The organism is Acinetobacter sp. TY2, assembly GCF_046269225.1.
GTDB lineage: Bacteria > Pseudomonadota > Gammaproteobacteria > Pseudomonadales > Moraxellaceae > Acinetobacter.
Genome location: NZ_JBJZOR010000006.1, coordinates 95,759 through 119,250, shown reverse-complemented (window position 1 = coordinate 119,250; position 23,492 = coordinate 95,759). Strand labels below are relative to the sequence as shown.

At 37.5% G+C, this 23,492-nt stretch carries 23 protein-coding genes; 8 read left to right on the top strand and 15 right to left on the bottom strand.

The features are described from left to right. Nucleotides 1–18: 18 nt before the first annotated feature. On the bottom strand, nt 19–1,197 hold the full coding sequence (locus ACK1JC_RS05545) for a PQQ-dependent sugar dehydrogenase (protein ID WP_409510867.1): 1,179 nt from the start codon (nt 1,195–1,197) through the stop codon (nt 19–21). Nucleotides 1,198–1,349: 152 nt separating this feature from the next. On the opposite strand from ACK1JC_RS05545, the gene ACK1JC_RS05540 reads away from it, so the two are divergent. Further along, a complete protein-coding gene (locus ACK1JC_RS05540; RefSeq protein ID WP_409510930.1) occupies nt 1,350–1,670 on the top strand; it encodes a low molecular weight protein tyrosine phosphatase family protein in 321 nt (106 codons plus the stop codon). A 51-nt stretch (nt 1,671–1,721) separates the two neighbouring features. On the opposite strand, the gene ACK1JC_RS05535 is transcribed toward ACK1JC_RS05540, so the two are convergent. Then, complete coding sequence (locus ACK1JC_RS05535; RefSeq protein ID WP_409510866.1) at nt 1,722–1,967, bottom strand: hypothetical protein; 246 nt, start codon at nt 1,965–1,967, stop codon at nt 1,722–1,724. 337 nt (nt 1,968–2,304) lie between these two features. Here ACK1JC_RS05535 and ACK1JC_RS05530 point away from each other — a divergent pair, with 337 nt between their 5' ends. Continuing rightward, on the top strand, nt 2,305–3,093 hold the full coding sequence (locus ACK1JC_RS05530) for a tetratricopeptide repeat protein (RefSeq protein WP_409510865.1): 789 nt from the start codon (nt 2,305–2,307) through the stop codon (nt 3,091–3,093). A gap of 101 nt (nt 3,094–3,194) precedes the next feature. On the opposite strand, the gene ACK1JC_RS05525 is transcribed toward ACK1JC_RS05530, so the two are convergent. The 4 genes from ACK1JC_RS05525 to ACK1JC_RS05510 all read right to left on the bottom strand — a co-directional run bounded on the left by ACK1JC_RS05525 (nt 3,195) and on the right by ACK1JC_RS05510 (nt 8,868). Next, nucleotides 3,195–4,118, bottom strand: coding sequence for an AEC family transporter (locus ACK1JC_RS05525; protein ID WP_409510864.1), 924 nt, complete (start codon nt 4,116–4,118; stop codon nt 3,195–3,197). A gap of 91 nt (nt 4,119–4,209) precedes the next feature. After that, the gene (locus ACK1JC_RS05520) at nt 4,210–5,331 is read right to left on the bottom strand and encodes an NADH:flavin oxidoreductase/NADH oxidase (RefSeq protein WP_409510863.1); all 1,122 of its coding nucleotides are present in this window, start codon (nt 5,329–5,331) and stop codon (nt 4,210–4,212) included. Between the two features lie 31 nt (nt 5,332–5,362). Continuing rightward, a complete protein-coding gene (locus tag ACK1JC_RS05515) occupies nt 5,363–7,537 on the bottom strand; it encodes a TonB-dependent receptor domain-containing protein (protein ID WP_409510862.1) in 2,175 nt (724 codons plus the stop codon). Nucleotides 7,538–7,572: 35 nt separating this feature from the next. Beyond that, nucleotides 7,573–8,868 (bottom strand): carbohydrate porin, encoded by a 1,296-nt coding sequence (locus tag ACK1JC_RS05510; RefSeq protein ID WP_409510861.1) that lies wholly within the window; start codon nt 8,866–8,868, stop codon nt 7,573–7,575. 430 nt (nt 8,869–9,298) lie between these two features. Here ACK1JC_RS05510 and mutM point away from each other — a divergent pair, with 430 nt between their 5' ends. Next, nucleotides 9,299–10,156, top strand: coding sequence for a bifunctional DNA-formamidopyrimidine glycosylase/DNA-(apurinic or apyrimidinic site) lyase (mutM, locus tag ACK1JC_RS05505; protein ID WP_409510860.1), 858 nt, complete (start codon nt 9,299–9,301; stop codon nt 10,154–10,156). Then, nucleotides 10,153–10,437: a peptidylprolyl isomerase gene (locus ACK1JC_RS05500; RefSeq protein ID WP_409510859.1), complete on the top strand. Its 285-nt coding sequence runs from the start codon at nt 10,153–10,155 to the stop codon at nt 10,435–10,437. Before mutM ends, ACK1JC_RS05500 begins: the two co-directional genes overlap by 4 nt. On the opposite strand, the gene ACK1JC_RS05495 is transcribed toward ACK1JC_RS05500, so the two are convergent. From ACK1JC_RS05495 to typA, 4 genes are all read right to left on the bottom strand, one after another. Then, nucleotides 10,434–11,354: a hypothetical protein gene (locus tag ACK1JC_RS05495; protein ID WP_409510858.1), complete on the bottom strand. Its 921-nt coding sequence runs from the start codon at nt 11,352–11,354 to the stop codon at nt 10,434–10,436. The two genes, ACK1JC_RS05500 and ACK1JC_RS05495, sit on opposite strands and share 4 nt — an antisense overlap. A 10-nt stretch (nt 11,355–11,364) precedes the next feature. Further along, nucleotides 11,365–11,946, bottom strand: a complete 582-nt coding sequence (locus ACK1JC_RS05490; RefSeq protein ID WP_409510857.1) for a hypothetical protein — start codon at nt 11,944–11,946, stop codon at nt 11,365–11,367. Nucleotides 11,947–12,075: 129 nt separating this feature from the next. Beyond that, nucleotides 12,076–12,501 carry a large conductance mechanosensitive channel protein MscL gene (mscL, locus tag ACK1JC_RS05485; RefSeq protein ID WP_409510856.1) on the bottom strand — a complete coding sequence of 142 codons (426 nt, stop codon included), beginning with the start codon at nt 12,499–12,501 and terminating at the stop codon, nt 12,076–12,078. 243 nt (nt 12,502–12,744) lie between these two features. Continuing rightward, on the bottom strand, nt 12,745–14,583 hold the full coding sequence (typA, locus tag ACK1JC_RS05480; RefSeq protein WP_409510855.1) for a translational GTPase TypA: 1,839 nt from the start codon (nt 14,581–14,583) through the stop codon (nt 12,745–12,747). Nucleotides 14,584–14,756: 173 nt separating this feature from the next. Between typA and ACK1JC_RS05475 the strand changes: the two genes are divergently transcribed. The 4 genes from ACK1JC_RS05475 to ACK1JC_RS05460 all read left to right on the top strand — a co-directional run bounded on the left by ACK1JC_RS05475 (nt 14,757) and on the right by ACK1JC_RS05460 (nt 20,333). Next, on the top strand, nt 14,757–16,130 hold the full coding sequence (locus ACK1JC_RS05475; protein WP_409510929.1) for a uracil-xanthine permease family protein: 1,374 nt from the start codon (nt 14,757–14,759) through the stop codon (nt 16,128–16,130). A gap of 72 nt (nt 16,131–16,202) precedes the next feature. Continuing rightward, a complete protein-coding gene (locus tag ACK1JC_RS05470) occupies nt 16,203–17,234 on the top strand; it encodes a methyltransferase (protein ID WP_409510854.1) in 1,032 nt (343 codons plus the stop codon). Nucleotides 17,235–17,236: 2 nt separating this feature from the next. Further along, nucleotides 17,237–18,700: an amino acid permease gene (locus ACK1JC_RS05465; RefSeq protein ID WP_409510853.1), complete on the top strand. Its 1,464-nt coding sequence runs from the start codon at nt 17,237–17,239 to the stop codon at nt 18,698–18,700. A gap of 427 nt (nt 18,701–19,127) precedes the next feature. After that, nucleotides 19,128–20,333, top strand: coding sequence for an RtcB family protein (locus ACK1JC_RS05460; protein WP_409510852.1), 1,206 nt, complete (start codon nt 19,128–19,130; stop codon nt 20,331–20,333). A 96-nt stretch (nt 20,334–20,429) separates the two neighbouring features. Here ACK1JC_RS05460 and ACK1JC_RS05455 read toward each other — a convergent pair whose 3' ends face one another. The 5 genes from ACK1JC_RS05455 to rapZ all read right to left on the bottom strand — a co-directional run bounded on the left by ACK1JC_RS05455 (nt 20,430) and on the right by rapZ (nt 23,447). After that, nucleotides 20,430–20,930 carry a cysteine peptidase family C39 domain-containing protein gene (locus ACK1JC_RS05455; protein WP_409510851.1) on the bottom strand — a complete coding sequence of 167 codons (501 nt, stop codon included), beginning with the start codon at nt 20,928–20,930 and terminating at the stop codon, nt 20,430–20,432. Between the two features lie 224 nt (nt 20,931–21,154). After that, nucleotides 21,155–21,625: an OmpA family protein gene (locus tag ACK1JC_RS05450; RefSeq protein ID WP_409510850.1), complete on the bottom strand. Its 471-nt coding sequence runs from the start codon at nt 21,623–21,625 to the stop codon at nt 21,155–21,157. A 162-nt stretch (nt 21,626–21,787) separates the two neighbouring features. Next, nucleotides 21,788–22,327 (bottom strand): ribosome biogenesis factor YjgA, encoded by a 540-nt coding sequence (gene yjgA, locus ACK1JC_RS05445; RefSeq protein WP_409510849.1) that lies wholly within the window; start codon nt 22,325–22,327, stop codon nt 21,788–21,790. A 2-nt stretch (nt 22,328–22,329) separates the two neighbouring features. After that, complete coding sequence (locus ACK1JC_RS05440; RefSeq protein WP_409510848.1) at nt 22,330–22,599, bottom strand: HPr family phosphocarrier protein; 270 nt, start codon at nt 22,597–22,599, stop codon at nt 22,330–22,332. Continuing rightward, the gene (gene rapZ / locus ACK1JC_RS05435; RefSeq protein ID WP_409510847.1) at nt 22,596–23,447 is read right to left on the bottom strand and encodes an RNase adapter RapZ; all 852 of its coding nucleotides are present in this window, start codon (nt 23,445–23,447) and stop codon (nt 22,596–22,598) included. Before rapZ ends, ACK1JC_RS05440 begins: the two co-directional genes overlap by 4 nt. Nucleotides 23,448–23,492: the final 45 nt, after the last annotated feature.

Here is a 23,492-nt window from a genome sequence, read left to right as displayed (position 1 = left end):
TTTCAAACATACGAAAATTTAAAATTTCTTCCTCACATAATAAACAACACCACCCCGATCATCTGAAAAGTAAAAGGAATTTGCATCAATCCTATAAATATCTGCTGGTCGCCCATTCACTGTTTTACCCACTAAAAATCCATCCATAAAGGTTTCAAGTTTCTGCCCTTTGCGCATAATGGCAATTTTATATCCATTCCCGATCGATTCATCAGTTGAACCATGCAAAGCGACTAAAAAAGCATTTTTGATTGTGTCATCTGTATTAGGATCATCAAAATAGTCAAAACCGAGTGCTGAAGAATGTGATGGAAAATAAGCATAAGGCGATGGTATATTTTTACAGCCTGAGGCACGTTTGAATTTTGGGTCTGCAAAAATTTTACCATTCGACGAATAACATGACGGCCAACCATAATCCGCATCACGTTTCAGCGCATAAAAGGTTTCATCAGGTTTATTTTTCCCTAAATGGTCTGCCCCTTGATTGGTGGCAAATAAAAATTTACCGACCCATTTCAAGCCCACAGCATTGCGTAAACCCGAAGCATATATCTTTTGTTCTGAACCATCAGGGTTCATTTCTAAAACGCTTGCCCGAACTTTTTCTTTCTCTACACAAGCATTGCAACTAGATCCAACTGAAACATAAATTTTACCATTACCACCGACTGCGATGGTTCGTGTCAGATGCCAACCGCCATATTTATAGCTAAGTCCATAATCAGGAAAAGTCGCTAGTATCTCCGCCGTACTTGTTGGTTTTATTTCACCATTATTAAATTTTCTTCGGGTGAGTTGATGCGTTTCTGCAATATATAACCAGTCCTGTCCATTGGTATCGGTATAAAACTGCACAGAATTGGGATTTTTTAAACCTGTCAAATAGGAAATAACTTTACCAAATTTTCCTGTTGTAGCATTCCACTCATCTAAAATATAAACAGTGCCTTTTTTATTATCAGACAAATCGTACATATCTGTGACGAACATTCTACCATCGGGTGCTTTAGCAAAAAAACGTACTCGTTTAAAGCCTTCTGCCGCAGGAATGATGTCGTAGTTTGTAGGAAGATTTAAAGAAAAATGCTTTCCATTTTTTAATTTTATTGGATGCGGAATAAGCTTAGGTTGCTCTGCTAAACTTGCTGTTGAGCAAATTAAACCTATGCATAAAATCGACAGTATTTTTATCATTTTTAAATCCGTCCCGACTCATCTTATCTTATCTTATCTTACAAAAAATAGCTTTTTGATGTGATATAAATGAAATACTTTTGGCTGAAATATATTTTAAAGAATATATTTAAAAACAATCATCCACAAACAATAAATTGTGAGAAATCCTCATTAACTATCTTTTTATTTGTAGCCGTAATCAATGGCGAAGTCCAACAGCAGAGCGTATTTTTGCAGTGGGTTATGGTATTCATACTCGTTCTGCAGGAACGAGTCGTCATGCAAAACATTGCTTAACCGTTAAAGATATTTCTTGGGCAAATTATATCTGTGTCATGGAACAAAAACATAAAGTATGGATTAAAGAAAAATTTCCTAAAGAACTATTACATAAGAAAATTATTGTTTTAGATATTCCTGATGATTATCAGTATATGGATGAAGATTTAATCGAAATACTCAAACAATCTATGCAAAGCTATATCGATTAAATCTATATTTTTAAGCAAAATATTCAATCAGAATATTTAAAAATGTTCCCATCAAAATCCATGGAATAACTTATTCATGTCTTTGCATAAATAGTCTTTAAATTGGTATGCACGGGCATGTTTGGCATCAAACTTTGCAGTGACTTCACCCTTTTGAAAAATATAAACACGGTCTTCTTTGCTGACTAAAAATTCACCACCAAGTTTCATCAGTAAAGCATCAATTTTGTCTTCATCGGCAATACTTTCATCTTCAAGCACTCTTAAATAATTACGCTTAATGCCTTTAATAAACATACATCTTCTCAAATTTCATTTAGTCTGCGATTTAAACAAAATCCAACCCATCTGCAAAGCCTTATCGAAAAATTTAATCAGTCTAAAAATACTGTTTATTTGTATATATTAAATGAATATAAATTAAGAAAGCAATTCATAATTTTAGGCTGTTCAGTTTCATTGTAATATTCATAAGTTTACGTATTTTCAATAAGTAAACCACATAAATACATCAACAAATACAATTGAAAGGTTTACATTCATAAATTTCAAATTATGATTAAAATCTATCTAAAACATGTGTTCCACTACATAAATGGAATTATGTCGCAGTCACACTAGGGTTATTACAACGATGAAAAAAATTCTGATCGCATCACTTCTTGCACTCACTTCAATTTCTGCATTTGCAGCACCTGATCAAAGCGGACTTGATCCTGCCTTTGCCAAAGTTCAGCAGTATTTACAAGCAAAAAATTACACGGCGGCTTATACCGAGCTGGATGTTATGGCAAAAGCAGGCAATGCTCAAGCCATGTACAATCAAGCATATATGATCCAAATGGGTCAAGGCACAGCAAAGAATAATGGTAAAGCACTCAAACTTTATCAAGAATCATCAGATAAAGGCTATTCAGTCGCAAGTTATGTTTTGGCTCAAAGCTATGCTACAGGTGAATTAGGGCTTACCAAAGATGCGAAAAAATCTAAGACCTACTTAGAAAAAGCATCTTCACAAGGTTTTGATGATGCAACACTTGAACTTGCAGTCATGGCTTTTGCAGAAGGTAAAGATAAAGAAGCACTACTAAGAATTGATCCGCTCATTAAAAAAGGCAATTCACAGGCCATTCATACCAAAGCGCTATATGACATCACTCAAGGTTATAAAACCAAAAATGAAACTTTAGTGAAACAAGGCTTGAATGCCATTCGTGACCTTGCGACAAAAGGCTATGTGCCTGCGCTCATGGCTGTGGCAAATATGATGACTAATGGCAATATTATTGAACAGAACTTACCTGAAGCGAAAAAGATCTATACTGCTTTGGCAAAAGATAATATTCCAAAAGCGAAAGAATCTTTAGATGTCGTCAATAAATTGCTTGCCGAGCAAGCCAAACAGCCTGCACCGAAAAAATAAAAATCTTGAAAATGACTGATTTATTTGGCTCAGTATCAAACATGATAATGAGCCATTTTTATGATACTTATTTATGACTCTTGAATATTAGACTTAATGAACTACCACCACAACGCAATTAGACTACTAACCACCATAAAACCCACCACTGTACTGAGCATCAATGGGGTTAATACTTCTTCTCTTAAGCCGTAACCCTGCCCCAACATACCAAATAATGTGGGCATTGGCATTGCAGCAATTAACGTACCTGCATACAGCATTTCCTGACTCACACCCACAGCAGATAATCCTAAATACACACCTAATGGCATCAGCATATTATTAGAAAAGACTAACCAAATGCTTTGTACATTAATAGAGCGAATTCCTAACCCAACCAAACTACCACCAATCGCAAACAATGCCAAAGGTGATGCTGCTTGTCCTAACATACCAAGTACTTGATCTAAATATTTAGGTAATGGAATCTTTAAGGTTGCACAACCGATTCCTAAAATCACTGCAATAAACAATGGATTAGTCAATAAAGTACGTGCGGTACTTTTTATAACAGACCATAAATCCGACTGCTTTTGCAACCCCATTTCGGCAAGAATTAAAACAGCAGGAATCAGCAATACACTTTCAATAATTACGACCAATGAGATATAAGTAGTGGCTTGGTGTCCCATTAACAGGCTCAACACTGCGGTTCCAATAAGTCCTGTATTTGACATACAAGCACCCATCGAAAAAATCGCAGTATGTGCCTGATTGGTACTTTTGAAAACTTTCTTTGCAACCCAAAATGTTAAGCAGAATAATAAGAAAGTCATGCCTGCATACACGAGAATGTACGAAGGTAACCAAATCTCTTTTAAATCTTTTGAAGCTAAAGCATGTAACAATAATGCAGGTAATGCGACTTTAATGACAAATGCACCCACTGAATCTATTTGTACTTTATTCAGTAGATTCATTTTTACAGTGAGATAACCTAAAAAGAGCAGTAAAAATATAGGAATCACCACAGCAAAAATCATCTTTCTTACATCCTGAATTTAAATTATGAAATAAGCTGTCATTCTAGAATGCTTTGGTTAAAAAATCTCACAATAAAATAAAATTACACATTTAAAATGCATTGAATAACTGTTTTACTCCATGAGGTTGACAACGTAAATACTGTGGTGCAATTGCTATTTCTGCACCTAAAGTTGCTGCTGCATGCCAAGGCCAACGTGGGTCGTATAGCATCGCGCGTGCCAAGCCAATCGCATCGGCTTTATCCTGTTTCAAAACCTCTTCAGCCTGCTCTGGTTCTGTAATCATTCCTACCGCAATCACAGGAATATTCACCTGTTGTTTAATGGCATGTGCAAAAGGTACTTGGTAATTTTTTCCCACTTGAATGTGTTGGTTAACATGCAAACCACCTGAGGAAACATGTACATACACAGCCCCACCTTGTTCTAAACATTTTGATAATTCAATGCTCGATACAAGATCCCAACTGTCAGATCCTACGCTTTCAGCATCCATCCAATCGGTAGCTGAAATACGAACTCCAACAGGATAACCTTGAGGAACAGCTTGATGAATTGCCTGTAAAACTTCGAGTGTTAAACGCATTCTGTTTTCAAGACTACCGCCATATTGATCGTTACGCAGATTAGACAAAGGTGACATAAACTGATGCAATAAATACCCATGTGCAGCATGTATTTCAATTAGATCAAATCCTGCATCAACTGCACGTACTGCCGCTTTGGCAAAATCTGCAATCACTGTTTGAATCTCGGCAATACTTAAAGTATGTGGCGTAATATCACTTGGTTGAAATGCAATGTTACTTGCAGAAACCGTTTGCCAACCATGCTCGTGATCAGGCGGAAGTTGTCCCCGACCCAACCATGGTTTATCTGTAGATGCTTTTCGCCCTGCATGCGCAAGTTGTACAGCAAAAGGCATAGGTGAAATTGATTTTACTTTTTGCAATACAGCTTGCATCTGATCGCGTTGTGCATCATTCCACAGACCTACATCAGCAAAACTAATACGTCCCTCAGGCTGAACTGCCGTTGCTTCAACAATGCACAAGCCTGCGCCTGACAAAGCATAATTTGCCCATTGTTGTTCGTGCCAATACGTAATTTCACCCTGATTTGTCGCAGAGTATTGACACATCGGTGCAATCACAATTTTATTAACTAATTGCAAAGTGCCAAATTTAATCGGCTCAAAGAGTTTAACCATTCACGATCTGCCCTGATTTTTAAAGTATGTCTTAAAATTGCTTGGTAATGCTCAAACCTGCACTCCAATTGATGCCATCCGCTGGTTCAAAGAAGCGTCCATTACCATCATTTACAATGACTGAGCCAATGTAGTCTTCATCAAATAGATTATCGACACGGGCATAACTACGAATTTTCCAATCGTTATTTTTCCAAATATATCCAATATTTGCACTGGTCACCGTATAACTTGGTGCAGTATCCGTATTTAAATCATCGACATAGATTTTATCCATATAGCGTACATCAACACCTGCATTGAAACCTGTTTCTGGTTGCCATCCTAAAGACAGATAGGCTTGATTCTTCGCAACACCCGGAATTGCATTACCACGTTGTACAATTTTTGCAGGATCTGTATTTGTAATATCAGCATCAAAAGTTGCGTCTAAATAACTATAACTTGCTTGTGTACTTAGCTCACGCCAAAGTTTTTTATTCCATGACAACTCAACGCCTTGACGTAAAGTTTTATCTGCATTTTGGAAAGTTGCTCGACCATCAACAGAACCCGCCGAAACAATGTCATCATTTGTGTTGCTTTGGAAAATCGCCGCTGTAAAGCTACCTAAACGATTTTGTGATTTCACGCCGAGTTCATAGTTATCACTGCTTGATGGTTTGAGTGCAAAATTTATGCCCGATGTTCCTACAGTTGGATATGCCATTTCAGTGAATGTTGGTGTTTCAAACCCTTTGGAATAACTGATATAGCTACTCACTTGCGGTGTCATTTCCCAAGTCAAAGCAGCCGAAGGCAATACCTTGTTATAGTCTGTTTTACCACTATCATTACCATTTCCTGTCGTAATGTAATGATCTTCAGACTCATAATGCACATTGCTATAGCGTAAGCCTGTGTCTATACGCCATGTTGGTAAAAAACTCCAAGATGCTTGTAAATATGGATCTAAATTCCACAATGTATTTTTTTCATCACGGCGTAAATTTCCTTTTACACCAAAGTTATGATTGGCATCGAAATTTTCATAGCCTTGACGATCTTCATTCATCGCATCATAGGCAAGACCTGCACTCACTCGAGTATTCGGCAATAAATCTTTACCAGTCCAACGCAAATCTACACCATAAAAATCACGTTCAAAATCAATAACACCACCTGCATGACGGGCATTATTCTGCACTGCTTTTGGAATGGATTGATACTGCACGACCTCACGATGACCTGCATAAATCATGCTATAAATTTCATGACGATCGTTCAAAGGTTTAAGCCAATTTAAACCAGTTTGCGTCTGATTAATCTCTTTGCGTACATCATATTGATTTTTAGCATCATTAACCTGCTTAGGATCGGCTTTCCACTGTGCTCGGCTTAAACCTTGTGGATCATCGGCATTAATATCAACATGATTCAATAACCAATTGATTTTTGAACCGTCATCCAAACTCCAAGTCAACTTGGCATTACTCAATACTTTTTTTGCTGCACTATGATCACGATAGCCATCGGTATCAAAGTATGATGAACTAACAACATAGCTTGGCTCATTGGCATGATCTGCACCACCCTGCAAAATAATATCTGCACGACCTTTATTATGACTTCCCCCCGCATAGCCCACCTCAACAGAATCTTTACCTTGTCCTTCTTTGGTTGTCGTTAAGATCGTCCCCCCCGAAGAATTCCCATATAACGCTGAAAATGGGCCACCCAAAACTTCAATATGATCTAAACTCACTAAATCAATATTGGATGTTTGTCCCTGACCATCAGGCATGGTTGCAGGAATACCATCGACATATAAACGGACACCACGGACACCAAACGTTGAACGTGCGCCAAAACCACGCATAGAAAGTTGTAAATCTTGCGCATAATTTTCACGGTTATTTAACTGTAAACCCGGTACACCACTCAGTGTTTCTGTTAAATTCACACCTAAATTATTTTGATGATCCTTTTGTTCTATTCGATATACCGAAGCAGGTGTATCTAACCAAGCAGTATCTGAACGAATAGCTTGAATGGTTATGTTCGGTAACTTTTCAAACTTTTCCGTATTTTTATTATTTTCAATCGAATGATCTACCTCTGTTACAGATACACTCCCTTCTGTTTGTGCATACCCTTGTTGGCAAAGCAAAATTGCTATGCAGAGTACTGAGGGTTTAAAAAAATGAACATTCGAAATACTCTGCATACCTGTTGCCCCCAAGGCCTTATTTTTAAATATAATTAAAAAATAAATTTACTCCCCAAACCAATCACAAGTGCATTATCCACTTGATTAGTTGCTCCTGGATAAACCACATACTGTAGTAAAGGACGCAACATTAACCATTTGGAAGGGTAATATGAATAATTTAATTCAAGATTATACTCCGCATCTTTATTCAGTAATGTTGTATTGTTTTGCTGATGCTTGACATTAGTATAGTCACGATAACGATCATTAATATGCACACGATTGATCGCAAAACCTAAAATATCATTTGGATGACTTTCAAATAATCCATAATATTTTAGACCCAATTGTTGCGAGTCTGATACCGCAGTCGTAGTACGGTCATGGAAAGTAAAATTACCAAAACTATGTAAACCTTGACGTCCTGAACCTGTAGAAGTCAATTGCTGTTCAAAAGCGATCCAACCGCCATAGCTACGATCTTCACCAACCGATTTTGCTAAATAAGCCACATTATACTGATTTTTTGCATCATCAGCCGCATTGTACAAAGTTCCCAAACGATAACTACCTGGTAGATTGTTTAAGCCCTTTTTCGGTGACCACACGACTTCACTGAGAACATTTACACCATCTGCATTTTCAGTGTCCAAGTTCCAACCATGTCGCTCTAAAGCATTTTCAGGGTTATATTCAAATACACCAACTTGAGCGAACAGTTCAGGCGTTAAATTATATTTTATACGTCCACCCCATTGTGAAACAGGTGTGTTATACCAAAGCTTGCCTTGCCATTTCCCCATTTGTGCAGCACAAAATGCATTACCCTGAAAATCACATGCCATCGTATTAAATTCAGTTCCTAAGCCCATACGACCTAAACGTACGTCCCAACCTGAATCAAATTTTTTATCAATATATAATTCACTTAAACGGCTGCCTGAGTTACCACGTCCCCAATTGGCTTGTGAATTTGCCCATTGTGGTGCATTCGGATCTTGAATACCTTCAATACTCGTACTTTGCCCTTGCCTTGCAGTTACTAATGCTCGAACAGTAACACCATTCCAACCCGCAAGTTTATTCATATCCAATGTTGTACCCACCCCAAACTGCGTACCAAACGTCGGTGATTGATGAGCATCGAAACCACCATCTGCCAAGTACGAACCATCAACAGCAATCGTCCCGTCAAATTTAATACCTTTGTCCGCTAATTCTGTGCGTGTACCATTCCAATCCCCTGTCATGTTTGTAGCATTGGGGTCAAATGCTTGTTCAGCATAAGATGAGGTCATCAACATTGTTGTCGATATAGCCAATAAAGAAAGTATAAATTTATTCATTATAAAACTCGAAAGAAGATAAACGACGTTTTGTAGATTAGATACAAGCAATTCCATATCTTAATCAATATAAATACATCGAAATTCAAGAATCTAAGTGTGGTATGGGCGAGGCAATTTGCCATGGCTATACATGATATTGATCAGAAAATTACACGATTTATAAATTTTCACTATCTGCTTATTTTTATTAGTCATTCAACTTTTATTTATGCAATAACTTAGTCATTGATAACCTAAAGTATTTTATTAATCACTATATTTTTAGAATAATATTTATCATAAAAATATTGATTATTCACATAAAATTTACAACATCAAACACGCACTGTTATCTATCAATACAACCATAGAGATACTTTATTGAAATTGATTGAACGCATACAATAGATACATCCATGATTTTGCAGTGCTAAATACTGAGTTCACTATGCCCGAATTACCCGAAGTCGAAACCACTAAAGTTAGCCTAGAACCTCTACTTGATCAAAAAGTACTGAATGTACAGGTTCATAATGCTCGACTGCGTTGGGCTATTCCAAACGACATTAGCAAACTTAAGGGTCAAAAACTCATTGGTCTATCTCGTCGTTCAAAATATATTTTTGCACAGTTTGAACAAGATACCATGCTGTGGCATTTGGGCATGTCAGGCAGTTTTCGCCTCTGTCAACCAAGTGATGAACGACGTAAACATGATCATCTTATTATTCAGTTTGAAGATATCGAATTACGTTACCACGACCCACGTCGTTTTGGTTGCATCTTGTGGCTTAATGATGACTCTCAAACCAAACTCATCGATACACTCGGTCCTGAACCGTTAAGTGATACCTTCGATGCAGATTATTTGGCGACAAAGTTAAAAACTAAAAATACTGCAATTAAAGTTGCCATTATGGACAATCATGTAGTGGTTGGTGTCGGAAATATTTACGCAACTGAAAGTTTATTTAATTTAGGCATTCACCCTGCCCAACCTGCGAAAGATTTAAGCAAAATTCAAATTGAAAAACTTGTTATTGAGATTAAACGAATTTTGAAGCAAGCCATTGATTTGGGTGGTTCAACCTTACGTGACTACAGCAATGCGATGGGAGAAAATGGCTATTTTCAACAAACCTTGCTTGCTTATGGTCGTAATGGGGAAATGTGCGTGAACTGCGAAACCACGCTCGAAAACCTTAAGCTTGGACAGCGTGCAAGCGTCTTCTGTCCTACGTGCCAACCGTTAAAGAAGCCAAAAACTGTGGCTAAAACTCAACAACTATCAGGTAAAGCCCAATGAAAACCGCAATCGTTCGCCATATTTTGGTCAAAGATAAAGAACTTGCATCTCAATTGAAGAAAAAAATTCTCGATGGTGCTGATTTCACTAAAATTGCCAAACAACATTCAACCTGTCCTTCTGCCAAAAAAGGTGGCGAACTTGGTGAAGTGAAAAAAGGACAATTAGTTACACCTATTGATAAAGCCGTATTTAGCCTTGCTGAACGCGAACTACATGGCCCAATCAAAAGTCAATTTGGTTGGCATTTACTGGAAATTAAATTCCGTATGGATTTTTAATTTTGTTGTTGGCATTCTTTTTCAGAGGTTGAAATAATATCACCTTTCCGAACTGGACCTAATTTTTCGCTTGGATCAGAAGTATACACAAAAATAATTGCAGAACTTAACGGTTGCCTAGGCTCTTCAATCATCCCAGACCATAGTTTTCCATGACCTTGAATAATGCAAATTTGCTGATGCTTAAATAATTTACGAGCATCAGATGTGTTGATTTCTATTCTTTGCTCAATCGGTGTTTCAGGGTCATCACTGTCCAATAAGTCTTGTGTTATATCTTGTGCATCATGTATCTGAGCATGTAAAGGCACATTTAATACCACAGTTTTCAACTGTTTTGGTAAGTCTTGAAAAGATGGTGCTTGCTCTTCTTCACCACTATATCCTTTATAACTTTGCTCAGTACAATCTATTCTTTTTAAGAAACCATCTTCACTTCCAAATTGATTATTCCATGAGATTTGTCGAGCCACGCTTTCAAAGTCATTCACTAAGTACTGATCTGCCTGCTTTTGCACTAAAACTAAATCTTGTGCAATAAATTCATTATCTTGTTTAGATTTTTCTAGATGTATTACATCTTCATTTTTTATATAATCTCCTGAAATATCTAAAATTACATTTGCAGGTTTTAATGGCTCATAGCTTTGTTTTTCAAACTTTAATATTTGATATTTTTTATCTTTTAAACCAACAAATTTAAATTGACCAAACATTGTTTGAGTAAAATACAAACCATTTTCTTGTGCTTTCTGAACGAACAGCTCACACATCGACTTAATTTTAGGTTGCATCTCTGTGCTGAATTCATTTACAAACTGTTCATCAACTTCTACTTTTGCATGGCAAGCACTAAACAACATCGGCAATAATAAAATCGCACAACACTTTTGAATTTTTAATATTTTATTTTTCATACAATGTTTTCTATCTATACGTTTTTACGATCTCTGCATACTTATTGATATAATCTCTAAACATTTCTGCACGAGTCGTAAAATAATAAATTTCTCGCCCATTTAAGACCAATTGTTCAGGTGTCTTGCCATTACATAGACCATGACCTGATCCCACTGCTGAATCAAGTATTTCAAAACTTTGCTGTGCAAGTTCTACAGTATCAAAGCTAAATACCAAAAGTGTAAAGTCAGGTCGAGTTTTTTTATCATCCCCGACTTTGATCTGACTCACCCCACGATAAGAACGAATACCCTCACCTTTGACTTTTATCACTTTATTTTGATCACAATCATTTTCAGACCAACTTGTACCGCTGTCTTTTTCAAATAAATCAAACTGATTTTTCAACAATTCAGTTTGTAAATGAGCCATTAATGCCTCATTTTCTTCAATACTATTGGTTTCAATCGTTTCATATATTGTATCTTTATTTGGAATATCGGCAAAACTTAATGGCTGACTTGCAGAGATAGGCGTTATTTTTTCTTCTTGAACATCAGGTTTAGGCGTATTTTGTCCTGATTCTGTACAACCTAAGAGTAAACTCATGCACGTGATAATCAAAAAATGCTTCACCATAATTGAAATCTTTCCGACCAATAAATCGTTTTTTATCCTACACATAAAAAACGCTACCTGATAGTAGCGTTTTCAATTTCACATCAATCTTACAAGAAATTATTGTGGGCGATTTTTCAACTCATCACGAATTTCACGTAACAATTCAATATCTGGTGGCGTTGTATCTACCGCTTCTTCTGGTTTACGGATACGATTAATCACTTTCACAAGAATAAATACGACCCACATTAAAATGAGGAAATTCAATACAATCGTAATAAAATTACCGTATGTTAAAACGTTTACACCAGCTTTTGTTAATGCATCTAAAGAAGTTAGGTTGTCTGGATTATTGCCGAGTACAACAAATTTTTGTGTAAAATCAACTCCACCACCAGTAAGCACTGAAATTAAAGGCATGATAATGTCTTTAACCAATGAATCGATAATTTTGTTGAAAGCACCACCAATGATGACACCAATCGCCAAGTCCATCATATTGCCTTTTATAGCAAATTCTTTGAATTCAGAAATAATACTCATATTTTGCTCCACGCTTGTTTTATTGCGTAATTTTTTATGTGATGAAGTATACAGAATACTTTTATTCAATTCCGTCTAATTTACTTTGTTTTTTTCATTTTCCAAGATTATTTTCTTAAATATTACAAAAAAAATCGCTTAGTTTACATACATCAATAAAATTAAATTCAAACAATCTCACTGGCAGACATAAAAAAACCGCAATCCTAAACAGGATTGCGGTTTTTCAACTCACAATTCAGATTATTTACCTGAACGGTTACGTTTACGTTCGTTTTCAGTCAAATGACGTTTACGAATACGGATTGACTTAGGTGTTACTTCAACTAACTCGTCATCTTCAATGAATTCAAGTGCTTGTTCAAGTGTGTATTCAACAGCTGGAGTCAACGTTAACGCTTCATCTGTACCAGATGCACGTACGTTTGTTAACTGTTTCGCTTTAGTTGGGTTAACTGTCATGTCGTCTGAACGAGAGTTAATACCAATGATCATACCTTCGTAAACTTCTAACTGAGGTTTAGCGAATAGACGACCACGGTCTTGCAATGTGAACAATGCATAGCCCAAGCACACGCCTTGAACCATAGAAATCAACACACCGTTTTGACGTTTCGCAACAGTACCTTGTTTCATTGGACCGTAATGCGAGAAGCTTGATGTCATGATCCCTGTACCAGAAGTCATGGTCAAGAATTCAGAACGGAAACCGATTAAGCCACGTGAAGGAACAGTTGCTTCAATACGGATACGACCTTTACCGTCAACTTCCATATTGGTCATTTCGCCTTTACGATGACCCATTTGTTCCATTACAGCACCTTGGTGCTGTTCTTCAACGTCAAATGTTACGTTTTCATATGGTTCTTGCTTTTCGCCGTCAACTTCTTTCAAGATTACTTGTGGACGTGATACGCCCATTTCGAAGCCTTCACGACGCATGTTTTCAATAAGAACTGAAAGGTGAAGTTCACCACGACCCGATACTTTAAAACGGTCAGGACTGTCAGTATCTTCAACACGTAATGCTACGTTGTGAATCAATTCACGATCTAGACGCTCACGGATGTTACGTGAAGTAACGAATTTACCTTCTTTACCAGCAAACGGTGAGTTGTTTACTTGGAAAGTCATGGTTACTGTAGGTTCATCTACAGACAATGGTGGCAAAGCTTCAACATTTTTCGGATCACAAATAGTGTCAGAAATATGAAGCTCATCAATACCTGTAATACATACGATATCACCTGCTTGAGCAGATTCAACATCAATACGTTCTAAACCATGGTAACCCATGATTTTTAAGATACGACCGTTACGCGTCTTACCTTCTTTATCAATTACAGTTACAGGTGTGTTTAATTTCACTGAACCGCGTTGAATACGACCAACACCAATTACACCAACAAAGCTGTTGTAATCAAGTGAAGAAATTTGCATTTGGAATGGACCATCAACATCAACTGCTGGCGGTTCAACGATATCTACAATTGTTTGGAACAATGGAGTCATATCTTCAGCAAGTTCTTCTGGAGAAGGACCAGCAACACCACGAAGACCTGAAGCATAAACAACTGGGAAGTCTAACTGTTCGTCAGAACCGCCTAAGTTATCGAACAAATCGAATACTTGGTCAATTACCCAATCTGGACGCGCGCTTGGCTTGTCTACTTTGTTAATAATTACGATTGGTTTCAAACCACGTGCGAACGCTTTTTGCGTTACGAAACGAGTTTGTGGCATTGGACCTTCTTGAGAATCGACAAGAAGAAGTACGCAGTCAACCATAGACATTACGCGTTCAACTTCACCACCGAAGTCAGCATGTCCTGGGGTATCCACGATGTTAATGCGGTATTCTGTATTTGTACGTGCATCAGTCCATTTAATTGCAGTGTTTTTTGCAAGAATGGTAATACCACGTTCACTTTCAATTGCACCAGAATCCATCACACGTTCGATTTCACCCGCGCGATCACCTAATGCACCTGATTGTTGTAAAAGTTTGTCGACAAGAGTCGTTTTACCATGATCGACGTGCGCAATGATGGCAATGTTACGGAGTGTTTTAATATCTGACATGTAAATTCGATACGCCTAAAGTTTGAGGGCAAATTATACAGAAAAAATATAGATTTTAGTAGTGACAGTTTATTGACAGTTACAAGTTTTTTCTCCAACAGTTCGCTTTTTCTTTTGTAAAGGAGTGTAAAGAGATTAGAATGACACCACCTTGCCGCATTCTTTCCTATCTCATGTCTGATTTAAACCACTCTCCGGAGCAAGAACAAGCGTCTATTGATCTTGTTTATGCTCTAAATGATCGTCCAAAACCAATCATTGCTTTTTTTGCAGCACTGCAACATTTGCTTGCAATTATTGTCCCAATTGTTACACCAGGACTTTTAATTTGTTTGGCACTCGGTGTTTCAGCACAAGATACCAACATGATTTTATCAATGTCATTGGTGATTTCAGGTATCGCAACTTATTTACAATGTAAAAAAGTCGGTCCTTTTGGCGCAGGCTTACTCATTGTCCAAGGCACAAGTTTCAACTTTATTGGTCCTATTATTGGAATTGGCTCTGCAATGGTTGCCGCTGGCACTCCTGTAGAAGCGGTGATGTCTGCCATTTTTGGTGTAGTCATTGCGGGTTCATTTATTGAAATGGGCGTTTCGCGCATTTTGCCTTGGGTTAAAAAGCTCATTACGCCTTTGGTTACAGGTATTGTTGTACTATTGATTGGTTTGACCCTGATTAAAGAAGGTTTGATCAGTATGGGTGGTGGTTATCAGGCAATGGGAGATAAAACTTTTGCAAGTGCCGATAATCTAATCATGTCATGTACTGTACTTGGCATTATTATTTTACTCAACCGTGTCAAAATTGTTTGGGTAAAAAGTTCTGCAATCTTAATCGCATTAATCATTGGCTATGCATTGGCAGGCTATATGGGCTATTTAAACTTTTCAGGTTTAAAAGACGCGCCTTTTATCCAAATTCCAACTCCAATGCATTTTGGTATTAGCTTCTCTTGGAGTTTGTTTATTCCAATGGCATTTATTTACCTTGTGACTTCTTTGGAAGCGATTGGTGATGTCACTGCAACCTCTAAAATTTCCAATCAACCTGTAGATGGTCCTGTTTGGATGGAGCGTATTAAAGGTGGTGTGTTGGTGAATGGTGCGAACTCATTCCTCGCAGGTATTTTCAACACTTTCCCAAGCTCAGTATTTGCACAAAATAATGGTGTAATTCAATTGACAGGTGTTGCAAGCCGTTATGTGGGTATTTGGATTGCCATCATGTTGGTGGTTCTAGGACTATTTCCTGCTGTATCAGGTGTAATTCAAGCTGTGCCTCAAGCCGTCCTTGGTGGTGCTGTCATGGTGATGTTTGGTGCGGTTGCTGCATCTGGGATCAATATTTTATCGGGTGTTCAATTAGATCGCCGCGCTCTATTGATCATTGCAATTTCATTGGCATTAGGCTTAGGTGTTGCACAAGTTCCTCAAATTTTGGAGCACTTACCAGAGCTTGCACGTAATATTTTCAGCTCAGGTGTTGCAACAGGTGGATTAACTGCATTGATTCTCAACATCGTATTGCCTGCGACTAAAAAATAAGTCAAGTTTTCTTTATAATGCCCAGCTTAGTCTGGGCATTATTGTCCTAAATTTTACTCATGGATGCCAAATATGGAGCCAAAAAGTGAAGTCGTCATTCGTCAGCATGACTATCTTTCCGGGCGTGTATTATTCATTAATGCACCAACAGATGATTTACTGAGCAACTTAGCACAGGACATCGAACCTGCTGTATGGACGTGGAATTACAACGATCTTCAGTATTTCCAACAACGCTCAGCAACTGTCCATTTTGGCACCCTGCTGCCTGAACAAGATTTTGATCAGGCTGTCATTTTTGTTCCAAAATCAAAAGAATTGCTCAATTATATTTTACATAATGTCGCAAGCCGCTTAGTACAAGGTGCATCTATTTTCCTTGTTGGAGAAAAGAAAGCTGGCGTTGAACGTGCTGCTAAACAATTGCAACCGTATGGTCAAGCAGTAAAATTGGATAGCGCACGTCATTGTCAAATGTGGCAAGTCAGCCTCGAAACTACAGTGAAAGCCAAACCACTTGCAGATTGGGCACAGCAATATACGGTAGCTACACCAAATGGTGATTTGACAATTTGTTCTTTACCTGGTGTTTTTAGCCAAAATCGCTTAGATATTGGCACTGCGGTACTTTTACCTTATTTATCGCAAGTGACTGCGGGTAAAATTGCTGATTTCGGTTGTGGAGCAGGCGTGATCAGTGCTTATTTAAGTAAATTAAATCCAAAGAATCGTATTTTTGCTTTAGATGTTGATGCTTTTGCTTTAGCATCAACTCAAATGACGTTTGAAAAAAATAATTTACCATTAGAACAACTCGAAGTTAAAGCCGTTACAGGGATTGAAGATGCGCCATTGTTTTTGCATGCGATCGTCAGTAACCCTCCATTCCACCAAGGAATTCAAACTGATTACAATGCCAGTGAAAATTTATGTAAAACATCACGACGCCATTTAAAATCAGGAGGAGAACTTTGGATTGTGGCAAACCGCTTCCTGAATTACCCATTACTGATCGAGCAAAGTTTTAAACATTGTACGACCAAAGCAGATCAACAAGGCTTTAAAGTGCTGTTCGCCAACACTCAAAAAAATATTAAGGAATGAAGATGAGCGAAACAGATCATCAACAGCTTAAGCGAAAGCTTGGCGCTAGACATCTCAACATGATCGCCATTGGCGGTTCCATTGGCACTGGATTATTTTTGGCATCAGGTCAAACCATTGCCACTGCAGGACCTGGTGGTGCATTACTTGCTTATGCACTTATTGGTATCATGATTTATTTCCTCATGACGAGCCTTGGTGAACTGGCAACGCACAACCCTACTTCAGGTGCATTTTTTACCTATGGTACAAAATATGTCGAAGGTGGCTTTGGTTTTGCCCTCGGTTGGAACTATTGGTATAACTGGGCAATTACGGTCGCTTTTGAACTAGTTGCAGTGCAGTTCATCATGAAGTTTTGGTTTCCAGATGTTCCTGGTTTTTGGTGGAGTGCACTGTTCCTTGCAGTTATTTTCTTTATTAATGCACTCACTGTAAAAGGCTTTGGTGAAAGTGAATTTTTATTCTCTTTGGTTAAAGTTGTTGCCATTATTTTCTTTATTATTATTGGCTTATACATGATTGGTAAAATCATGCTTGATCCAATGCAATCTATCACTAAAAACTGGACGATTGCTGAAGCACCATTTGTTGGTGGTTTTAATGCGCTCATTGGTGTTGCCATGATTGCCGGATTCTCTTTCCAAGGCACAGAAATGGTTGGGGTTGCTGCGGGTGAATCTAAAGATCCGAAGAAAACCATTCCAATTGCGATTAAGCAAATTTTTTGGCGAATCCTTTTATTCTATATTCTATGTATTTTCATTATTGGCACACTGGTCGCTTATACTGATCCAAACCTTGCATTGGCGGCTGAAGGCGATGGCAACATCACCCTCTCACCATTTACATTGTTGTATGAAAAAGCGGGTCTTGCATTCGCAGCTGGTCTAATGAATGCCGTGATTTTAACTGCGATTTTATCTGCAGGTAACTCTGGCATGTACTCATCTACACGTATGTTGTGGAATATGGCGAAAAACGGTAGTGCGCCTAAAACTTTTGCTAAACTTGATGTACGTGGCGTTCCAATGAATGCTTTGTATGCGACAACAGCAATTGCAGCACTATGTTTCTTAACGACATTTATTGGTGAGCAACAAGTTTTCACATGGTTGCTTAACATGTCGGGAATGTGTGGTTTTATTGTTTGGTTAGGCATTGCAATTTCGCACTACCGTTTCCGCAAAGGCTACTTAGCTCAAGGCAACAAACTTGAAGATCTTGCTTATACTGCCAAATTCTTCCCATTTGCACCTTGGTTTGCATTTATTCTGTGCGCCATTGTGGTCTTGGGGCAGAACTATCAAGCGGTACTTGCGGGTGATTGGATGGCCGTAATTTCAACCTATATTAGCTTGCCGTTATTCCTTGCGATTTGGCTCGGTTATAAATGGAAACATAAAACTAAGCTGATTCCTTATGACAAAATGGATGTACAACCGATGGAAGTAGAAAAAGAATAATTTTTCTCTTCAAATATATTTCTAAATAGGTAGCTCATCAGCTACCTATTTTTATATTATTACTTTTTAAATAATGATTTACATCAAAATTGAATTATAAGTCATCAATTTCATCATTAAAAATTATCCATTTATTTTAACCTGACTACTTGACTGTTTAAAATTTCCGCATAAAATACGCAACACTGACTAAAATAGCTCAGTCATCGTTAATCTTTTAGAAGGAGTACATCATGCCAAAATTGGAAATCACAACGTAATCAGGCAGATGTCAACTCACGGACAACTGCTTGTACTAAACAACAGTGTCCGAATGCAAAGAATTTAAACCTAGCATTCGCTAGGTTTTTTTACGCCTCATCAAATATAGACTTGAGCAATTCACCTAAATTCGGACAAAAAATACAATAAAAGATATGAGCACATCATGGCTATACAAATGATTTTAAACGCCAAAGCTGAATATGGCGTTCCAGTAAAAATTTTCACTCAGGATGTCGATGCAGAAAGCCTGACCCAGTTAGGTAAAATGTCGCAATTACAGTTTATTCACTCACACATTGCGGTCATGCCCGATGTTCATGTCGGTAAAGGTGCAACAGTAGGAAGTGTTATTCCTACTAAAAATGCGATTATTCCTGCTGCAGTTGGTGTCGATATTGGTTGTGGTATGAATGCTCTACGCTTGAGCCTAAAAGCATCGCAACTGCCTGATAATTTAAGCACATTGCGTAATGCGATTGAGCGTAAAGTGCCCGTCGGTTTTGAACTTCATAAACAAGTGAAAGCCAAAGCATCAACACTTTCACCACTCGATAAAAAACTGAAATTGATTACAGATAAGCACCCTGCTTTAAAGCGCATGTTGCGAAATTTTGATTCTACATGGCAAAAACAACTTGGTACTTTAGGCGGTGGTAATCACTTTATTGAACTTTGCTTAGATGAACAGAACGATGTTTGGGTCATGTTACATTCAGGCAGTAGAGGGCTTGGCAATGTGATTGGTACTTATTTTATTGAACGTGCTAAGAAAGAAGCACAAAGTCGTTTTGGGCATGCTCCTGATAAAGACTTAAGCTATTTTGCCGAAGGTTCCATTAGTTTTGATGATTATTTTGAAGCTGTCGAATGGGCACAAGAATATGCTTATGAAAATCGTCGTGAAATGATGCGTTTGATTTTAGAAGCCATTCGTCCATTATTACCAAGTTTTCAAATGACCAAGGAAGCGATAAATTGCCACCATAATTATGTGCAAAAAGAACTTCATTTCGGTGAAGAGGTTTTTGTTACCCGTAAAGGTGCAATTCGTGCAGGACTCGATGAATACGGCATTATTCCAGGTTCAATGGGCGCTCAATCCTTTATTGTTAAAGGTAAAGGAAATCCTGATTCATTTTGCTCATGCTCTCATGGTGCAGGACGAAAAATGAGTCGAACTAAGGCAAAAAATCTGTTTAATCAACAAGATTTAATTGCTCAAACCGAAGGTATTGAATGTCGCAAAGACAAAGGTGTTGTTGATGAAATTCCAAGTGCTTACAAGGACATTCATCAAGTTATGGCAAATCAAAGTGATTTAATTGAAGTTGTACATACCTTAAAACAAGTTCTTTGTATTAAAGGTTAAGTACTTCAGTTTAAAATTTAATTTTAAAACCTAACCTCAGCAAGTCCATCTTGATGTCAATTCGAGATGGACTAATTTTTTATTTAGCAATAGTTTTTATTCACCAATAATAATCACTTGACGACAAATACCCTCAGCTTGGCGTTGTTGCTCAAAAACTGCTATCGGCATCGCATCAAAACTATCAAAGAAACAGACTTCTTCTGAGTCTGCTGAATAAATAAGAGAATGATTGCCAACACCATCTAAAGTATCGTAATACACAATCACAAATTTGCCTTGCTCAATTGCTTGTAAGATTTGAGCATATTCAATTGCAGCTTGAACAGGAATACTCATCTCTGCAGCTTTTTCATAAAACCATTGTTCCGTCGGCTGTAAATCAGGATCAGGCTCTGTATAAAAGGAAACCTGTAGACCAAGTTGTTTTAATGCAACAGCAAGACTAATGGTTGATGTTCCCTCATCCTCAGTATGGCGACACAATTGAACAAGATCTGTTATTTCAAGATCAACCTCATAATGTTGAAACAACATCCAAATCGCATAAAGTCCACCATTGGCAGGTAAATCTTGCAACTGTTTTGGAATATCCATAATTCAAGTCAACATACTATTTTAATGAAGTTATCAGTATATTCGATCTAAATATAAAAACATTGAAGTACTTTGCGATAAAATCTTTATCGCTTCTAGTCTTAATCACTTATAAATCTAATCTAAAGTTCAAATTTCATAACTTATTTACTAAAAAATAACGCCAGTCAGTCTGGAGTCTGAATGACGTTACATACACTAAAAGTCTGCTGAAAAATAAATCTTTACCGTAGTCTCAATGTTGCTGTTACACGTCTATTTTTAGCACGACCTTCAGATGTTGCATTGCTCGCAATCGGTTGTGCAGAACCTAAACCACTTGCAATAATCTGTGATGGATTAGCTCCATACTCTCGAATCATTTGATTACGTACCGCATTTGCTCTCTCCAAGGAGATACGTTTATTCGTTGCACTTCCACCACTGCTATCCGTAAACCCTTGTAAAACTAAAACATACCCCATATCTTTTTTCAAAAATTGAGAGGCTGCTGTAAGATAAATATCATACTTATCTTCAACTGTTGCTGAATTATTTCCAAAATATAAAGATAAGCCTTTTTTAAGCTCATTCACCAAAAGCTGACTTTGGTCTGCAACTACAGGTACAGTAACTTTTGAAACTGAATTTGTAGATGAACATCCAACCAACCCAACACTTCCCCCTATTAAAACAGGCAATATAAATTTTATCATTTCTAATTACTCTAAATTATTATGTGTAAAAATTATTCATTTATAAATAATAATGTGATTTTAGTCACATATTTTAATTATAGCAATCTATTTAATGCTCAGACCGATGAAATAGCAGACATTAAAAAAGCGACCGAAGTCGCTTAATTAAATACATCAAATTTATTTACTATTTTCAGAGATCAAAGCCACTTGCTGCGCATAGTTAAATAAATTCAACTTTGACTCAGCGATCACTTCAGCAGATTTTTCTTGCTTAATATCACGAATAATACGCAAGCTATGCTGACGAATCGCATGATGCTCTGCAGCATTATAAGTCTTAATAAACTCTTTAATTGCAGGATCACCCTGAGCAACAATACGATCAACCCAACGTAATAATTGTGCCGTCTTCTTTGCACCCTGTTTTGGTGTCAAATAAGATAAAATTACCGTCTCATTTTCATTGCGTAATAATTTACCAATACGTAAAAATTGGCGACGACGTGCTTCATGTGAGCTAATCAATTGAACATCAAGCAAAGCTTCAATCAAACGTTCTTCAACCGGTAAGGCTAAAATTTGTTTTTTAGATAGCTCTGCAAGTTGTTCACCTAAAGCAGCCATGCGTTGCACAGCTTTCTTTTGTTCAGTTTTACTTGCACGCCCTTCTAAAGATTCAAAGTCATCTTCAGTAAAACGTTGCGTACGACGTGCCACGATTAATCTGCCTCATAAAATTTTGCAGCGAAAAGTGCCTGAACTTCAGAGAGTGCTTTTTCCTCATCTGGACCTTCAATCACTAAACGCAAAGTGGTTCCCTTACCTGCTCCAAGCATGAGTAAAGAAAGAATATTCTTGGCATCGACCAATTTATCATCCTTCCCAATTTGAATCGATGAACGAAATTGGGTCGTGACTTCAATCAGCTTTCCTGATGCACGCGCATGTAACCCTAATTTATTAATTACGTCAACTGTTGTATCAATCATGACCAGTGCTTCATTTCCCTGTGTAAGACCTGAACAGACCATTCAGCTTGTAAAGCCTTCTGTAATCTATCGACAATATAAACAGAACGATGCTGTCCACCCGTACATCCAATGGACACCGTTATATAATGACGATGCCCTTCTGCAAATGCAGGCAACCACTTATTTAAAAAAGAGTAAATATCCTGATACATCTCATTGGCTTGATCACTCGACTGTAAAAATTTTTGAATTGGCTCATCTAAACCCGAAAATTTTCGCAACTCCAAATCCCAATGTGGATTAGGTAAATGTCGAACATCAAAGACAAAATCAGCATCTAATGGAATGCCGTGTTTATAACCAAATGATTGTAAAATTAAGATCAGTTTATCGGACTGTCCGAGTTTCGACAACAGCGTATCTTTTAAATCATGTACACTTTTGTCGGTAGTATCAATATGTACCGTTGCTCGAAATTGAATAGGCAAGAGTAAAGTTTTTTCTTCTTGAATACATTCGTTTAAGCTTTGATAACGTACAGACAATGGATGTGGTCGTCTAGATGCACTAAATCGTGCAATCAGCTCTTGATCTCGTGTGGTCAAATAAATGACATCGACTGAGCCATGTCTTTGTAATACTTGGAATACATGGTCAAATTCTTGTAAATCTGCTCGTGTACTGCGCACATCTACACCAAGTGCGAGTTGCTCAAGATTATTTTCTTTATCGAGTTTTTCCACAATTTCAGGTAGCAATGCCAAAGGTAAATTATCAATACAGTAATAACCAAGATCTTCTAACACCTGCAATGCAGATGATTTCCCTGAACCTGATTGTCCTGTCACGATAAGTATACGCTTCATGGCATAGCGATCCTAAAATAGTGGTTTAACAGTTAAATTAACTGC

What these genes read in the sequence shown, in the direction of transcription:
- ACK1JC_RS05530 (WP_409510865.1), top strand. Translation starts at nt 2,305, where the DNA reads ATGAAAAAAATTCTGATCGCATCACTTCTTGCACTCACTTCAATTTCT.
- ACK1JC_RS05525 (WP_409510864.1), bottom strand. Translation starts at nt 4,118, where the DNA reads ATGATTTTTGCTGTGGTGATTCCTATATTTTTACTGCTCTTTTTAGGT.
- ACK1JC_RS05450 (WP_409510850.1), bottom strand. Translation starts at nt 21,625, where the DNA reads ATGATAAAATTTATATTGCCTGTTTTAATAGGGGGAAGTGTTGGGTTG.
- ACK1JC_RS05470 (WP_409510854.1), top strand. Translation starts at nt 16,203, where the DNA reads ATGGAGCCAAAAAGTGAAGTCGTCATTCGTCAGCATGACTATCTTTCC.
- ACK1JC_RS05465 (WP_409510853.1), top strand. Translation starts at nt 17,237, where the DNA reads ATGAGCGAAACAGATCATCAACAGCTTAAGCGAAAGCTTGGCGCTAGA.
- ACK1JC_RS05475 (WP_409510929.1), top strand. Translation starts at nt 14,757, where the DNA reads ATGTCTGATTTAAACCACTCTCCGGAGCAAGAACAAGCGTCTATTGAT.
- ACK1JC_RS05460 (WP_409510852.1), top strand. Translation starts at nt 19,128, where the DNA reads ATGGCTATACAAATGATTTTAAACGCCAAAGCTGAATATGGCGTTCCA.
- ACK1JC_RS05455 (WP_409510851.1), bottom strand. Translation starts at nt 20,930, where the DNA reads ATGGATATTCCAAAACAGTTGCAAGATTTACCTGCCAATGGTGGACTT.
- ACK1JC_RS05490 (WP_409510857.1), bottom strand. Translation starts at nt 11,946, where the DNA reads ATGAGTTTACTCTTAGGTTGTACAGAATCAGGACAAAATACGCCTAAA.
- ACK1JC_RS05500 (WP_409510859.1), top strand. Translation starts at nt 10,153, where the DNA reads ATGAAAACCGCAATCGTTCGCCATATTTTGGTCAAAGATAAAGAACTT.
- mutM (WP_409510860.1), top strand. Translation starts at nt 9,299, where the DNA reads ATGCCCGAATTACCCGAAGTCGAAACCACTAAAGTTAGCCTAGAACCT.
- rapZ (WP_409510847.1), bottom strand. Translation starts at nt 23,447, where the DNA reads ATGAAGCGTATACTTATCGTGACAGGACAATCAGGTTCAGGGAAATCA.
- ACK1JC_RS05545 (WP_409510867.1), bottom strand. Translation starts at nt 1,197, where the DNA reads ATGATAAAAATACTGTCGATTTTATGCATAGGTTTAATTTGCTCAACA.
- typA (WP_409510855.1), bottom strand. Translation starts at nt 14,583, where the DNA reads ATGTCAGATATTAAAACACTCCGTAACATTGCCATCATTGCGCACGTC.
- mscL (WP_409510856.1), bottom strand. Translation starts at nt 12,501, where the DNA reads ATGAGTATTATTTCTGAATTCAAAGAATTTGCTATAAAAGGCAATATG.
- ACK1JC_RS05515 (WP_409510862.1), bottom strand. Translation starts at nt 7,537, where the DNA reads ATGCAGAGTATTTCGAATGTTCATTTTTTTAAACCCTCAGTACTCTGC.
- ACK1JC_RS05535 (WP_409510866.1), bottom strand. Translation starts at nt 1,967, where the DNA reads ATGTTTATTAAAGGCATTAAGCGTAATTATTTAAGAGTGCTTGAAGAT.
- ACK1JC_RS05510 (WP_409510861.1), bottom strand. Translation starts at nt 8,868, where the DNA reads ATGAATAAATTTATACTTTCTTTATTGGCTATATCGACAACAATGTTG.
- ACK1JC_RS05440 (WP_409510848.1), bottom strand. Translation starts at nt 22,599, where the DNA reads ATGATTGATACAACAGTTGACGTAATTAATAAATTAGGGTTACATGCG.
- ACK1JC_RS05520 (WP_409510863.1), bottom strand. Translation starts at nt 5,331, where the DNA reads ATGGTTAAACTCTTTGAGCCGATTAAATTTGGCACTTTGCAATTAGTT.
- ACK1JC_RS05495 (WP_409510858.1), bottom strand. Translation starts at nt 11,354, where the DNA reads ATGAAAAATAAAATATTAAAAATTCAAAAGTGTTGTGCGATTTTATTA.